This is a genomic window from Lysinibacillus sp. UGB7 (assembly GCF_049058285.1).
Taxonomy (GTDB): Bacteria; Bacillota; Bacilli; order Bacillales_A; family Planococcaceae; genus Lysinibacillus; species Lysinibacillus sphaericus_B.
Genome location: NZ_JBMGUV010000015.1, coordinates 109,440 through 124,613 on the forward strand (window position 1 = coordinate 109,440; position 15,174 = coordinate 124,613).

Genomic DNA, 15,174 nt, shown 5'->3' on the forward strand with positions numbered 1-15,174 from the left:
CGTAAATTTCAATACATCCTCTTCCAACATATTGCTTCTTAAACGTCTTTTCTCCTTTTCTTTTTTTGCCCATGAACTGCAGTTACAGCATCATTATTTTCTAAACAGGTCGAGAATAATCAGCTAAGTACGTATGCTGCCTATTCAAAGGAAGAAGTATGTATTCCAATGAACATTTAAAAGGGATTATAAAAAAAAGGCCACGAAAGATTCGCAGCACTTTTCTTTACATATTGTCATTACGCGGTTTTTACAGCTTATTAATAACAGCCGTTAACGTTTCCTTTAGTTCTGCATCGTGATTAGAAAGATCTACAAGATTCCCTAAACGCTCACGCAATACAGGACGTTCAATTACTAGCTTCTCGTCGAGGACTTGCACTAGTAATTCAATAATAAGGCGATCACGAACGTTTAACGCTTCTTCTAGACGCTCTGGTGTAATTTTCGCATCTGATTTTGCTGATTTTGCCATTTTAAAAACCCCTTTTTTATATATTCATGCACATCTATTTTAGCATACAGCCTAATTTTTTTAAAAACTTTCTTTTAAGATTAAGCAATTGGAATTTACAGTATTGCTAATTTAGAATTTACAATAAAATGTTATATTCAATAAATCAAAGCATAAATACGCAAAATTATCACTATTTTTCCACAAAAAAGTATTCTCTTTTTTCTAGGCTTTTCATATTCTATAAAATAATTATTTTTAAATAAGAAGATTGGAATGAGGGATTAGATGAATCAAAAAAACAATACGTATCTTCAACTAATTAAAACTATACCTAAAACTTTACAGTTATTTTTAAATGTATGCCTTGTGCTACTTGCGCTCATTTTATCCTTCTTGCTTATAAAAGAGCTGATTGAATTCCTAAAAATTTTAATTGCCGATGACGGCGGTGACTACAAGCTTTTCCTCGCAAATATTTTAATCTTTTTTTTGTATTTTGAATTTATAACAATGATTATTAAATATTTTAAAGAGGATTATCATTTTCCATTGAGATATTTCATTTATATAGGTATCACTGCCATGATCCGATTAATCATTGTGGAACATGATCATCCTCTAAACACATTAATGTATTCACTAGTTATTTTAATATTAATTATTAGTTATTTTATTATTAATATTACGCCATTAGAGAGGCCTGTTCGTTCTTCCTCACTCTTTATGAAAAAAGAATAACTAACACTGTATTTAGGGGAGCCATAAAGAATAATGGTTTCTCCTAAAATGCTGTGACAAAGATTGGCTTTCCATAGACGAAAAAGAACTGATTTAACGCTATTGTTCATTACTCACTTTTACTTTACCCCGCATGAATAATTCCTTTATCGTTACAATACCCATCACAAGGGATGAAAGTTCTGCAATATCGTGAAGGCGCATACCACCAATTAATTTTCCATCTGTCCACAATCATCCATAATAATAATGACTGGATTATTGTGCTGGTTTTGCACAAAGAACTTCGTCAATTGTTCCTTTGATTGCTGTGAAGCATCCGACATTCCTGGATAAGCACCCACCACAATATCTACAAATTTTGTAAATGCCTCTTCTTTCAGTTTCTCAACATACCTCATTTAATTCCCCCTGTCCATTAGATGTGTATGGTATTAAAGCAATTTAATTTTCGTACAATTCTTCACATTAATTTCTGTTATGATTAATAACATATATTACCACATAACAAATAACTGGAACATGACAGAGAAATGGCCTCGGAAATTTTATGTGTTTTGTACGTCTGACATTAAATTTTAGAACTTCTAAAATGGTCTCATTGTTTATAGAGCTGAATACATTGTTGGGGGGAGATGACAAGGATGAATCTGATTGATGTCTATATTTATGAAGTGACGAGAAGGCTACCCAAAAAAATCCGTGATGATATACGGCTAGAGCTAAAATCAAAAATAGAAGACTCGTTACCGGATAATTATTCCGAATTGGAAGTAAAAGATGTTCTCTTAAAGCTTGGAGACCCCGCTGAACTCGCAGCTAGTTATCAAGATATTTCCAAGCATCTAATCGGGCCACTTGTATATGACACTTATATTAGAACCATCAAATTAGTTATACCATGGGCAATTTTTATTACTACTCTGGTGCAAATTATTGAAAGCATTGTGTTTTACACAGGGGAGGGGGCACTACTTTCTACCATCATTAAAACAATTTCCATAACAATTGCCACCATTATATCCGTACTATTTCATGTTCTATTTTGGGTAACCATTGCCTTTATTGTTATTGAACGTACAGGCAACTTTGACAACTTTAAGGTTCATATGCCCTTTTTAAAAGATCAACAACAATGGACGCCTGATGATTTAAAAAAAGTTAAAATCATTGCTAATGACAAGAACATTCCGCTAAATGATATTGTATTTAGCTTTTTAGGAATAGCTATTTTTTCTGTAGTTTATTTTAAAGCGAATCATCTCATTGGCATTTACACTTCGGATGAGCGAACTGGTTTGAAGTTCGTCATGCCAATATTCAATCAAAACACCTTACTTTCTTATGAACCGTTCATTCTGTTTTGTATTGTGCTCAGTATTGGATTAACATTTTATAAATGGAAAGTTAGACAATGGACCATTCCACTTGCTGTCATAAATGCTTTCCTTCAAGTTGTAACTACGATTGTTTTTATCCTAATGGCTAGGCAACCCGACTTAATACACGGTCCCGCCATCCCTTATATAGCTGCTATTATGGAGACAACAGCTTCAAAAGTTGCATTTTCTATCGATCGAATATTGTTAGTGATTATTGCGATCTCCATTGTAGCAAATAGTATTGATATAGTTAATCGCTTTAAGAAAGCTAAAATTAAACCTTAATAAAATAATGTGATTTCTTCTCAAATATAACCCGATTTACATTTTTTAACTATACACTACTAATTCTCACCTACTCTGCTCATTGTCCCTTTATTTATAGCAAACTAATTGACTAGTATAATATACCTTTGATTCGTTAAAATACCGTTATTCTCTAATGTTTTGTATAATAATAAGATTGAGAGTATTTTTAATTATTATGATAATCTACACTTCATCAATATTCAAATCAGAATAAGGGGAAATAACTATGACAATTCTTCTTGTAGATGACAACTCCGTCAATCTATTTGTAATTGAAAAAATATTAAAAAATGCGGGTTATGATAACTGTGTTTCTTTATCATCAGCTTATGAGCTTTTTGAGTATTTACAGTTGGATGCTGAAAATCCAACTGGTAATTCAGTAGATTTGATTTTATTAGACATTATGATGCCAGAAATTGACGGTATCGAAGCCTGCAAACGTATTAAACAAAATGAAAGATTAAAAGACATTCAAATTATTTTTGTTACGGCACTTGAAGATAAAAACAAACTGGCACAAGCATTAGATATAGGTGGCGTAGATTACATTACAAAACCGATTAATAAGATAGAACTACTTGCTAGAATTCGAGTCGCCTTACGCTTGAAAGCTGAATTAGACTGGCACACTTTACATGAAAAAAAAATACAATACGAATTGGATTTAGCTACGCATGTTCAAAGAAGCTTATTAAGCCCTCCTTTAAAGGAAGAGGACATTAAAATTGAAGTTTCTTATCTACCATCCTCTAATTTAGCAGGAGATATGTATTATTGGCATAAAATAAATGATCATCGCTATTCCATCATTTTGCTTGATATGATGGGGCATGGTATATCTGCTGCGCTTGTTTGTATGTTTATCTCCTCTGTGCTCAGAGAAGCAGTTAAACAGCTAGTCGAGCCCGAGCTAGTCATTAAAGAATTAAATCGATATATGGCACTTTTACAGGATGGAAAAGATGAAAATTTATTTTATTTTACAGCCATTTACTTAGTCATTGATACAGAGAATAAAACCATTGAATATGTAAACGCTGGTCATCCTTATGGGTATGCACTTGTTGACGAAAAAACACTAGTTCCCTTAAGTAAAGGTAGTTGTGCGGTCGGCTTCTTTGATGAAATAGAGGTGCAAAAGCAACTTATTGAATATCAGGAGGATGTACAAATTATTTTGTATACTGATGGCGTTCTTGAGGCTATGGGCCCCTGTGAAATAGAATCGGAAGAGCATTTGCGCACCTTAACATCTTCAAAGTGGGATTATTCTCAGTGCCTTATAGATAATCTTCTACCAAAGGAAAAACAATTGAATCAACCAGATGATATGTGTGTCTTAATGATTCAAGCTCAATAACCTATAATGCAGAACAATAAAAGGGGAGATCTCAAATCGAGACCTCCTCTTTGCTATTAATATAACTTCTGATAAATCCGTTCATTTCCTACGATTTCTTTATACTTTGAATTAATCCCTTCACAGCGGAGTGTTTCCTTATCCCCTAAACATAAAAATCCATCCGGGCTTAGGCTATCGTAAAATAGCCTATGAACTTGGCTTTGTAAGCCCGGTGAAAAGTAAATTAACACATTGCGGCACATAATGACATGAAACTCATTAAACGACTGGTCTGTTACTAAATTATGCTGTGCGAAAATAATATTTTTTAGTAAAGAAGGATGAAAGTAAGCATATTGATAATCGGTACTATAGTATTCTGAAAAAGCATCAATGCCCCCTGCAAGCATATAGTTTTTTGTGTATGCTTGCATTTTTTGAATAGGAAAAGCACCTTGTCTAGCTTTTTCTAAAACATGCTCATTCATATCCGTTGCATAAATCACGCTTTTTTCAAGTAAACCCTCTTCTTGTAACAAAATAGCCATTGAGTACACTTCTTCACCTGTTGCACACCCTGCATGCCATATTCGAATTTCAGTGTAATTCCTTAAGTACGGTATCACTTCTTTACGGAAGGCTTTAAAAAAGCTAGGATTCCTAAACATCTCTGTTACATTAATTGAGAAATCATTTAGAAGTTGCTCTAAGAAACCCTCTTCATGAATTACTTTTTCAAGTAAACGAGAAACCGTTGGAATATTACTAATCCTCATCCTGTTATAAATTCGTCGTGATATAGAGGAACGATTATATTGACGAAAATCAAAACCTGATAAACGGTAGACCGCTTCGAGTAATAAATCAATTTCCATATTTATATGTTGATTGGTCTCCAAGCTTAGCTCTGAGTTGTTGTGAAAGTCATTTGGCATACCTATTAACTCCTTTTGGAAACTAGCCATACTCGTAATACAGATACTAATTGGTCTAAATTCAATGGCTTACTAATATAATCAGAAGCGCCTGCCTCTAAAGATTTATCTCGATCATTCCTCATGGCTTTCGCAGTTAAAGCTATTATTGGTAAATCCGTAAGCTTCATTTGCTTACGAATGATAGACATCGTTTCATATCCATCCATATTCGGCATCATAATGTCCATGAGAATTAAATCAATTTTGGCATTAGTTTGCATAACATCTAAGCATTCTAAGCCATCTTTTGCGACGAGAATATTCATACCTCTTTTTTCAAGCGCCGTTTTTAATGCATAAATATTACGATAATCATCGTCGACAATTAATATATTTTTATCATGAAAAACATCCACTTCATTTTGGGCATCCTGATAGCTTTCATCAAATGTTTCTTCTATTACTTCTATTTTCTCATTAACTACGGTTGTAGCCATAACCTCGGCAAAAGTAAGGTTAGAACATGTCTCCTCGTTGATGCCATTCGGTAAACTTGGCAGAGTAAGCGTAAAGCTACTGCCTTTCCCCTCTTCACTTTGTAAGGACACCCATCCTCCAAGTAATTTGGCGAATTCTTTACAAATAGATAAACCTAGACCAGTTCCGCCATACTTACGCACAGTAGCACCGTCTGCCTGCTGGAATGATTCAAAGATTAGTTGATGTTTGTCCTTCGGAATACCTATACCGGTATCTGACACAGTGATTTCCAGCCATTCATTACTAATCTCTTGCATATTATTTGTTAACTGTTCATTTGCAAGTTGTTCAATACTTAGATTTACAGAACCTTCTTCCGTGAATTTAAAAGCATTGGATAATAAATTCTTTAAAATTTGCAAAAATCTCTTCTCATCCGTAAAGAAAACATCCACTACATTTTCAGCTATTGTCATTTGAAAATCTAGCTTCTTTTTGTGTGCGACTGGCGAGAAAATTTGCTCTAATTGTAGTGGCACTTCACTTACATTTACTTCTCCAAATATTATATCTAATTTTCCAGCTTCAACTTTTGATAGATCCAATATGTCATTAATTAATGCAAGTAAGTCTTCCCCCGAGGAATGGATTACACTAGCAAATTCTGCTTCCTCCTCTGTTAGACTGTTACGACTATTTTCAGCTAACATTTCAGATAAAATTAAAATACTATTCAGTGGTGTTCTCAATTCGTGAGACATATTGGCTAAAAATTCGGACTTATAATTAGAATTAAGTAAAAGCTGCTCAGCACTTTCTTCTAAATCTCTTTTGGCTATTTCTAGTTCTCTTGATTTTGTTTCTGCATCTTTCGTTCTTTCTTCCAGCTGTTCATTAATCATTGTAAGTTCTTCTGTCTGCATTTGTAATTCTTCCGATTGCGTTTGTAGCTCTTCGGATTGTACCTGTAATTCTTCTGTCATCGCTCTCGAGTCATTTAATAAACGGACGATTTCCATGCGACCTAAAATACTATTCACAGTTAGTCCAAAAGTTTCAACGATTTGTTTTACTAATTCCTGTTGTAACTTTGTGTAGTTGGTCATTGTCGCCAATTCAACAATAGCTATGACCTCCTCTTCAAATATAATCGGAATCATAAAGATGCTCTTAGGAGGTGCTTCTCCTAAGCCTGTTCCAATTACTCGATAATCATTAGGAATATCGTTATAAATATATATCTGTTTGTCAGAAGCACATTGTCCAATTAAACCCTGTCCTATTTTGAAACGTTCCATTCCAATATTATCGCTTGCGTCTGCAAACGCAGCCCTTTTCACAAAATGGATTTCATTATTATTCATTTCACGCACATAAAATGCACCAAGTGAGGATTGTGTCTTTTGCGCTATTTCTGACAGGAAGATTTCCGCTAATTGCGTAATTGCGGATATCCCTTGATATTTTGTGACAATTTCAGCAACGTTGGACTGCAACCATTCCCGTTTCTCAAGTGTATCTAAAAGCTCATTGGTTGCATCGGCAAGAGCGTTAATCTCATCGTTTGTTTTTACATGGATTCTTCCTTTATGCTTGCCCTTTGAAGCAGCAATTACTTTAATTGCCTCTGTAACTTCTGTTATTGTTTTTACAATGGAACGAGAAATTCCACTAGCGATTACAATAGCAATAACCGAAACAAGTACCAATAACCCGAATAACCCGCTTGTTAAATTACTATTTTTTTTATCCAATTGGTTTGCTTTGGTTTGAGTCAAAACATTTTCAGCTGTACGGAACGATGCAAATTGCTTGCGCATCGTCTCCATATCCTTACGACCAATATCCACTTTAAAAAATTCCCTTAGCTCTGCTGTGTTATTATCTTTTTTTAGCTTAATTGTTGTATCACCTGATGTAGCAACCCAATGCTCTATCGTGGCCTTTATTTCTTCTAACTTCTCTTGTTGATTTGGTTTATCATCTAATAGTTGATGAAGCTCATTAAAATCAACCTTCCAATTTTTCGAAGCATTGTCGTATGGTTCTAAGTAACTTAATTCACCTGTAATAATATATCCCCGTTGACTGGATTCCATATCCAATATATATTTTTCAATACTATTTGTTAGCGCTTGTACCTGTGAATCATACTTTATAATAAAATTTCTTTCCTTTTGTAGCGATGTAATTTGATTATTTAATATGATAACCGACGCAAGTAAACAAAGAATGATAACTATATAGCCTATAGTAATCTTAGAACGAATACCTAATTTTAATTTACTATACATGTAATTCCTTCCTTTTATCCCGTATTAACGGTCAGTAAGATACTCTCCTCAAGTGGAGAGCACAACTGTCCGTAAAAACCCGATTGGTTCAACTATCTATCAGCGGGGATAAAACTCCCACTGATTTAAGTTTCACTTTATCCCGTATTAACGGTCAGTAAGATTCTCTCCTCAAGTGGAGAGCACAACTGTCCGTAAAAACCCGATTGGTTCAACTATCTATCAGCGGGGATAGAACTCCCACTGATTGAAGTTTCACTTTACCCCGTATTAACGGTCAGTAACATGCTCTCCTCAAGTGGAGAGCACAACTGTCCGTAAAAACCCGATTGGTTCAACTATCTATCAGCGGGGATAAAACTCCCACTGATTTAAGTTTCACTTTATCCCGTATTAACGGTCAGTAACATGCTCTCCTCAAGTGGAGAGCACAACTGTCCGTAAAAACCCGAGTGGTTCAACTATCTATCAGCGGGGATAGAACTCCCACTGATTGAAGTTTCACTTTATCCCGTATTAACGGTCAGTAACATGCTCTCCTCAAGTGGACAGAACAACTGTCCGTAAAAACCCGAGTGGTTTAACTATCAATCAGTGGGGGAAAAACCACTGATTGAAGTTTCACTTTATTTGTCTTGTAACTATCTTATCAGTATAATAGGCGAAACAAAAATAACAAAATAACTTCTCCTTGCGCATTTTATGTATTGAACGAAGTGTTGTAGAAATTCATATACTTCTATGATGCACTATCTTGAAAATAAGGGGAGAAAAGATGTGGATGTATTTGTAAGTCCGGGGGATTCATTTTGGCATTTCAGTGAAGTATTTAAAATTCCCCTCCAACTCATTATTGATTCCAACCGACATATTAACCCACAAATACTTCAGGTTGGACAACGCATTCGAATTCCAGGATTTGTTACAACCGATTATCAAATCCAACAAGGGAACACTTTATGGCAAATTGCTCAAAATCGAAATCTTCCTATCCAGGCCATTCTACTTGTCAATCCCAATCTTAATCCTAATCGTCTGCAAATCGGCCAGACCATTCACGTCCCTCAGAGGATTACCTGGAGGCTCGTAAATGGCAAACAAGATTATGACTATAACATTATGATGAGCGATCTGAAAAAACTACAAATCGCCTATCCGTTCATCCAAAGTTCTTCCATTGGCAATTCTGTATTAGCACGAGAAATTCCTGAGATTTTAGTCGGGAATGGCTCTAAACGAGTTCATTATAATGGCTCATTTCATGCGAATGAGTGGATTACTACTCCTATCATTTTGACATTTCTAAATGATTACTTGCTCTCTCTGACAAACCAAACTACAATTCGTGGACTTTCTACCTCTCCTCTATACCAGCAAACATCGCTATCCATTGTTCCGATGGTTAATCCGGATGGCGTCCATTTAGTACTAAATGGGCCGCCAGACGATGAATTAGGAAAAAAACTAATAGGTTGGAATAATGGCAGTTCCGACTTTTCTGGCTGGAAGGCGAATATAAATGGTGTCGATTTGAACGACCAGTTTCCCGCCCAGTGGGAATTAGAAAGTGCGCGCAATCCGAAAACGCCAGGTCCCCGTGATTACGGAGGTAAAAGTCCCCTTTCCGAACCTGAGTCCATTGCGATGGCCGAGTTGACAAGAAAACGTGATTTTGCAAGAGTCTTGGCTTTTCATACTCAGGGAAGAGTCATCTTTTGGGGATTTGAAAATCTTGAACCACCTGAGTCTGAAGTATTGGTGAATGAGTTTAGTCGAGTAAGTGGCTATGAGCCTGTTCAATCAGCTGGCAGCTATGCAGGCTATAAGGATTGGTTCATTCAAGATTGGCGACGACCCGGTTTTACCGTGGAATTAGGTAGCGGTACAAATCCACTGCCATTAAACCAGTTTGATGAAATCTATCAAGAAGCATTAGGGATCTTTCTTGCAGGGTTGTATTTATAGTTGTAAACGAATAATTCGGCTTTATATTAGTCAAAAATCCGATAATCTTTAGGTTAAGGTAACCTTTGTTTATCGGATTTACTTTTTCAGTAGTCGTTATAGAAAGTCCGTGAGATGCAGTGTACTACAGAAATTTTACAGTCGAAACCTTCGTACAATTTCCGTACCATGTCCCAGTTTGCTGGATTCGAATATTTCTCCCCCGTGTGCAACGGTTAATTGTTTCGCAATACTCATCTTCAAGCCAGATCCGCTCGTTTTCTCTCGAAGTGTACGCCCAATCGTCTGAAATTCTTCTTGCGACCAGTGGATAGAGAGCAGATTTAAGCACATGAGCATAGCCCTTTATGGAGGATAAGGGTGTTATCAAATCACGGGAAACGCCGACTATCCATTCCTCTCGTCTGAAGAACACCCTATAGTTGAACCATTACCTCAGCCAAATGCCTAAGTAGTTAATTTAGCTATACCGGCAAAAATTTCACTGGATGTATATCCTGTGGAATTTTTTTATTCCTTGTAACACCGTACATAGCTAGACGACGAAAGTTGCATCAATATTTTTTTAGTCCATTTCATAAAACCTTTGTGGGTGCTCAAATTTATTTCCAGAATTTTTTCATTTATTACTTTGACAGGCAGAGTAATCTTTGCTAATATTACTCTACCAGATAGAACAATATTATCTAAGTAGGTGACTTATGGTTCGAAGTGATATCATCCGCGGACACTTGGATTCAATTATTTTGCGGCTAATTTCAGAGAAAGATCGATATGGCTATGAAATATCTCAAGAAATTAGTCTCCGTACAAATAATCGTTTTCAAATTAAAGAAGCAACTTTATACGCAATTTTTCAGCGTTTAGAGAAAAGAGAAATTATTGAAGCCTATTATGGTGATATTTCTCATGGAGGCAAACGAAAGTATTACCGTATTACCCCATTAGGTAAAGCCTATTTAAACGAGCTAGTAAAAGAATGGATGGAAGTGAAGGAAATTATCGATTTATTTATGGAGGGCTTAGAATGAAAAAGATAAAAAATCATATTGATGAGTTGTTTAAAGATATTCCTCGTAATAATGAGACAGAAATGGTGAAACAAGAAATTATTCAAAACCTTGAAGAAAAAGTATTTTATTTGATGGAGCAAGGAAAAGAAGAAGATGACGCGATTAATAAAGCCATCGTTGAGTTCGGAGATATTGAAGATTTAAGAAATGAATTAGGTGTGAAAAAACCAGAAACTAAAAACATGGCTAAATTAAATTTAGAATTTTCGGTTTGGGGCAGTTCTTTAATTATTGCTTTATTTCTTTTTATCAATCTTTACTATACACCAAATACAATTTGGGCAATCTACCCAATCTTCGCAATATTATGGTGGCCTCTATCCATGTACTTCGTTTGGTCACGTAAGAAATGGAGGGAGTAATTATGAAACATTATATTAGTTTTTCCGTAGCAGGTAGCCTGATGACCATGATATTTTTAGCAATGGTGAATTATATAACATCACCACAAACGATTTGGTTTATTTATCCTTGTTTACTTCTTTTACTATGGCCGATCACTATATATTTTATGTCAAAGAAATTATACAAACAGTATTCTGTATTCTGTAGTATTATGGTCATCGCTTTCCTGACAATCGAAAATTATTTATTTTCACCTAATCATTTATGGATTATGTATGCCTTTTACCCAATATTATGGTGGCCCATCCTCATGTTTTTAGAGGAAAAAGCAAAATCGTTGAAAGTCGCACTTTTTGGCTGTGCGAGCACCATCATTTATTATTTTATCTTAAATCTTGTCATGTCCCCTCAATATCCATGGGCTATTTATCCAGCATTTTTAGTCATATGGTGGCCCTTGGCTCTATATCATGCTCAGAAAAAAACATTCGTTGCGTTCTCTATTTACGCTAGCATACTCATCAGCATCTTTTTTATTACAGTAAATGCAGTTTCCTCACCAGGAACAATATGGTCTATTTATCCAATCTTTTTAGTGATGTGGTGGCCACTAAGTATGTACTTTTACGTCTATAAAAGAAAGATGTATAAAGCTACAACTTTTCCGAAAAGGGTATAGCTTGTACTAAAAATGCAATCGCCAATATTTTCAGCTTGATATTAGCGATTGCATGTTACTTTATTTATTTTTGTATGTTCTTGCAATTCCAATTTAATGACACAGGAAATCATCGTCCGATAAACTTCTTCAACTATATCAGTATTTACATCATTTTCATGTGCAGTCTTTCTTTTTCAATTACTGCCTCGATTCTATGTGTAAGAGAAAAGATTATTAACGTCATGTTCATTGTATATAATGATAGACCTAACTTTCCCCAGGAAATACTTCCCCAAAGATAATAAAAATTCTTATTCATCTTTACTCCCATTTGCTGTAAAATTACTTACTTTTATCTACAGTTTATATCGTTTGCCCAAAAGTGAAACTTCAATCGAGCTTTTACAGTCCGTTCATCGACCGCCTCGTTCACTCGGGATCAAGAGACTAAAGTATATTGGCAGTACGATAAATTAATTATATACTTACTATATAATTTAAATTGTAAATATTTTAACGGGCTGTGATCAAATGTCAAATAATAGTCAAATGAAACATGTGGAAATCATTATGAAAGAAATGCTTGAAATACAACAAAAATCTATGATGTTTGTCAACCTTCTCTCAGAAGGTGAGTCTCTATCTCAGAACCAGCTGATACTTCTTCTTCAGCTAAAAATCAATGGTGGCATGAAAGCAACTGAAATAGCTGATTTTTTCACTGTAACACCTGGAGCTATTACATCGATGTGCGATAAATTGGAGAAATTAAACTTAGTGCAACGGATTAGAGAAAGCAAAGACAGACGTGTCGTGAAAATGGTGTTAACGGCTGATGGGGAAGTGAAGGTACAAGAAATATTCTTGAAATTACCACAAGAAAAACTAATTGATATTGCCAAAGTGCTAATTGATGTTAATCAGTTAATGAAAAAAATTTTTTAGGATTTCATTTTTATGAAATCCTCTGACTGTAGACAAACTCAAAAAAAATTTGAGTTTGTCTACAGTCTTTTTTCTTTTAAACATAGAAGATCTATATGAACATGTTGCTTTCCGCTACGGCGGACGCTTTTCGCGGGCATGGCGTCGGTCTCCTCGTCACTATGCTCCTGCGTGGCCTTCAGCTCATGCTTTTCCCGCAGAAGTCGCCGCCTGCGCTCCAATCAACGAGCCTACGTCTATAAATGATTGTTAAAAGCTTATTTTCAGAATTTGAGACAATTTTTAGTTCTTGACAAAATAAAGCTACATATAATTTAATTAATATATGTTTTAATAATTAAAATATATATTAATTAAATTATAATGAGGTGATTATCCATGACAAACGAACAAGTTCAGAAGTTACGCACCATAACCCTTACAAGTGGCAGTATTAAAGAATTAGCCCCAAACTGTGAGCAGTTAAATATCCGCGGTGCTGTTGCTTTACATCAAGAAGTACGCTTAAAAACAATCTCTACTCACGGACATAGTTCTTTCCATTCTCGCGTTGAAGCACACGTTTTAAAAAATACAGGATCTTGTGTCATCAAGGATTTTTGTGAAATAAATGAAATGACGAATGCTGGAAATTTAAAGATGAGAAATGGGCAAGTACAGAAGATTAACAGTTCGGGGAAGCTAACAATCGAACAAAAATTACAAGCAGAACATTTTAATGCAACTGGCCTTGTTAAAGCGAAAGAAATACACGCAAAACAATTTCAGTTAAAAATGTCTGGCCGAAGTGAAATCAATCAGCTTATCGCTGATGAAATTTATGTTGAAAAAGATAGACTATCTCTGTCTTTCTTAAAGAAAAAATTAGTTTGCAAAAGTATACAAGGGAGAACCTTGGAACTTTCTAACACTGATGCGGAAATTGTTGAAGGGGATGTCGTGGTAATTGAAGATAATTGTATTATACAAACACTTTATTACAAACAAGACTATTCAATCTCTCCGAATGCTAAAGTGCAGCAAATCATCAGGAGTGAAAATTAGATGAAAATGATTCGGTCATTTTTTTGCTTGCTCGCAACATTAGTGTTATCGGTCCTCTACGGAGGGTTGATTTTAAGTGCAGTATTATCAATACTAGCCGGTATTTTAAGAACAGTGGGCTTTGACCAATTAAAAATGAGTATTTGGCAAGGCGTTGACCTTCCAGTTATTTTAAGTATTCCTTTATCACTTGTTGTTTCTTTCTTACTTTTCATTATTTCGCTTTATGTAAAACGCTCCCTTGTATTTTGCTGTTCACAGCTTAAATTTTAAAAAGCTAGTAAGCACAGCGTTTAGTTTTATAAAGTAAATGCACTTCTACTTCTAACTAAAAACGTTACACGTTATGGGAAATATAATATTTGTAAAAATTCACTAAACCCTTGCGCGCTAGGTTGCTGTTCACTTTCTGAGCGTCAATAAACACGGTTGTCGCATATAGGATTAAGACTTTCTAAACTAAAAAGTACTGCAGGTGTTGAAAACTGACCTTGTAAAATTACGCAAAATTGATACTTTTCAATAGGCCACTCCTTTGCTAACTTTATCAATAAATAAAAAACCGATAAAAAAGGTAAGAAAGGTCTATTACTATGAACATTACAAAAAGTACGAAAAGTTATACAAATACACGCGTTTTTGATTTGATTCAAACGGCCATGTTAATTGCACTAGTATTCGTTGCAACGCTCTTTATAAATATTAAATTACCTATTACTGCAAACGGTGGTTTGGTTCATCTTGGAACGGCGATGCTCTTTATCACATCCATCTTATTTGGTCCTAAAAAAGGAGCAATGGCTGGCGCCTTTGGGATGGGCTTATTCGATTTAATATCTGGATGGACATTATGGGCACCTTTTACTTTTTTAACGCGTGGTTTGCAAGGCTATATAGTTGGGAAAATTGCCTGGTCTCAGGGTCGACAAGGTAATAGTATTACGTTCAATCTCATCGCTACCATTATTTCAGTTCCCTTTATGTTAGCTGGTTATTATATTTGTGAACGTGTGCTATTTGGGAATTGGATCATACCAGCAGCCTCTATTCCTGGTAACCTCGTTCAAAATATTGTAGGCATCTGTGCTGCCATTCCTGTTTGTATTGTACTGAAAAAAATTAATGTTTTTAAATAATTTCTAGAAAACACCGAAAATATTGTAAAGGCCGATTTTCTACACATTCAGAAAATCTGCTTTTATATTTTAAAAAAATTAGC

General features: G+C 35.1%; 16 protein-coding genes. 11 read left to right on the forward strand and 5 right to left on the reverse strand.

Annotation, left to right across the window (positions count from 1 at the left end; genetic code table 11):
* Positions 1 to 250: 250 nt before the first annotated feature.
* A complete protein-coding gene (locus tag ACOMCU_RS15080; RefSeq protein ID WP_010860684.1) occupies positions 251 to 475 on the reverse strand; it encodes a hypothetical protein in 225 nt (74 codons plus the stop codon).
* Positions 476 to 742: 267 nt separating this feature from the next.
* On the opposite strand from ACOMCU_RS15080, the gene psiE reads away from it, so the two are divergent.
* On the forward strand, positions 743 to 1,195 hold the full coding sequence (gene psiE, locus ACOMCU_RS15085; RefSeq protein ID WP_421050577.1) for a phosphate-starvation-inducible protein PsiE: 453 nt from the start codon (positions 743 to 745) through the stop codon (positions 1,193 to 1,195).
* A 212-nt stretch (positions 1,196 to 1,407) separates the two neighbouring features.
* Here psiE and ACOMCU_RS15090 read toward each other — a convergent pair whose 3' ends face one another.
* The gene (locus tag ACOMCU_RS15090; protein ID WP_421050578.1) at positions 1,408 to 1,596 is read right to left on the reverse strand and encodes a hypothetical protein; all 189 of its coding nucleotides are present in this window, start codon (positions 1,594 to 1,596) and stop codon (positions 1,408 to 1,410) included.
* A gap of 243 nt (positions 1,597 to 1,839) precedes the next feature.
* Between ACOMCU_RS15090 and ACOMCU_RS15095 the strand changes: the two genes are divergently transcribed.
* Together ACOMCU_RS15095 and ACOMCU_RS15100 are read left to right on the forward strand one after the other, a co-directional pair.
* Entirely contained in the window at positions 1,840 to 2,862 is a 1,023-nt protein-coding gene (locus tag ACOMCU_RS15095) for an HAAS signaling domain-containing protein (RefSeq protein WP_421050579.1), read from the forward strand.
* 250 nt (positions 2,863 to 3,112) lie between these two features.
* Positions 3,113 to 4,249 carry a fused response regulator/phosphatase gene (locus tag ACOMCU_RS15100; RefSeq protein ID WP_010860687.1) on the forward strand — a complete coding sequence of 379 codons (1,137 nt, stop codon included), beginning with the start codon at positions 3,113 to 3,115 and terminating at the stop codon, positions 4,247 to 4,249.
* A gap of 56 nt (positions 4,250 to 4,305) precedes the next feature.
* On the opposite strand, the gene ACOMCU_RS15105 is transcribed toward ACOMCU_RS15100, so the two are convergent.
* Both ACOMCU_RS15105 and ACOMCU_RS15110 read right to left on the reverse strand, forming a co-directional pair.
* On the reverse strand, positions 4,306 to 5,166 hold the full coding sequence (locus tag ACOMCU_RS15105) for a CheR family methyltransferase (protein ID WP_010860688.1): 861 nt from the start codon (positions 5,164 to 5,166) through the stop codon (positions 4,306 to 4,308).
* A gap of 5 nt (positions 5,167 to 5,171) precedes the next feature.
* Entirely contained in the window at positions 5,172 to 7,922 is a 2,751-nt protein-coding gene (locus ACOMCU_RS15110; protein WP_421050580.1) for an ATP-binding protein, read from the reverse strand.
* A gap of 777 nt (positions 7,923 to 8,699) precedes the next feature.
* On the opposite strand from ACOMCU_RS15110, the gene ACOMCU_RS15115 reads away from it, so the two are divergent.
* Entirely contained in the window at positions 8,700 to 9,887 is a 1,188-nt protein-coding gene (locus ACOMCU_RS15115) for a M14 family metallopeptidase (protein WP_421050581.1), read from the forward strand.
* Positions 9,888 to 10,022: 135 nt separating this feature from the next.
* Here the strand turns inward: ACOMCU_RS15115 and ACOMCU_RS15120 are convergent, their stop codons facing one another.
* Positions 10,023 to 10,220, reverse strand: coding sequence for an ATP-binding protein (locus ACOMCU_RS15120; RefSeq protein WP_421050582.1), 198 nt, complete (start codon positions 10,218 to 10,220; stop codon positions 10,023 to 10,025).
* A 368-nt stretch (positions 10,221 to 10,588) separates the two neighbouring features.
* Here ACOMCU_RS15120 and ACOMCU_RS15125 point away from each other — a divergent pair, with 368 nt between their 5' ends.
* The 7 genes from ACOMCU_RS15125 to ACOMCU_RS15155 all read left to right on the forward strand — a co-directional run bounded on the left by ACOMCU_RS15125 (position 10,589) and on the right by ACOMCU_RS15155 (position 15,091).
* A complete protein-coding gene (locus ACOMCU_RS15125; protein WP_010860692.1) occupies positions 10,589 to 10,918 on the forward strand; it encodes a PadR family transcriptional regulator in 330 nt (109 codons plus the stop codon).
* A complete protein-coding gene (locus ACOMCU_RS15130; RefSeq protein WP_421050583.1) occupies positions 10,915 to 11,322 on the forward strand; it encodes a permease prefix domain 1-containing protein in 408 nt (135 codons plus the stop codon). The genes ACOMCU_RS15125 and ACOMCU_RS15130 overlap by 4 nt, the downstream gene beginning before the upstream one ends.
* 2 nt (positions 11,323 to 11,324) lie before the next feature.
* Positions 11,325 to 11,984, forward strand: a complete 660-nt coding sequence (locus ACOMCU_RS15135) for a hypothetical protein (protein ID WP_421050584.1) — start codon at positions 11,325 to 11,327, stop codon at positions 11,982 to 11,984.
* A 513-nt stretch (positions 11,985 to 12,497) separates the two neighbouring features.
* Positions 12,498 to 12,911: a MarR family winged helix-turn-helix transcriptional regulator gene (locus ACOMCU_RS15140; RefSeq protein WP_010860695.1), complete on the forward strand. Its 414-nt coding sequence runs from the start codon at positions 12,498 to 12,500 to the stop codon at positions 12,909 to 12,911.
* Between the two features lie 378 nt (positions 12,912 to 13,289).
* Positions 13,290 to 13,955, forward strand: coding sequence for a hypothetical protein (locus ACOMCU_RS15145; protein ID WP_010861471.1), 666 nt, complete (start codon positions 13,290 to 13,292; stop codon positions 13,953 to 13,955).
* On the forward strand, positions 13,956 to 14,228 hold the full coding sequence (locus ACOMCU_RS15150; protein ID WP_010861472.1) for a hypothetical protein: 273 nt from the start codon (positions 13,956 to 13,958) through the stop codon (positions 14,226 to 14,228).
* Between the two features lie 320 nt (positions 14,229 to 14,548).
* Positions 14,549 to 15,091, forward strand: coding sequence for an ECF transporter S component (locus tag ACOMCU_RS15155; protein ID WP_010861473.1), 543 nt, complete (start codon positions 14,549 to 14,551; stop codon positions 15,089 to 15,091).
* Positions 15,092 to 15,174 lie beyond the last annotated feature (83 nt).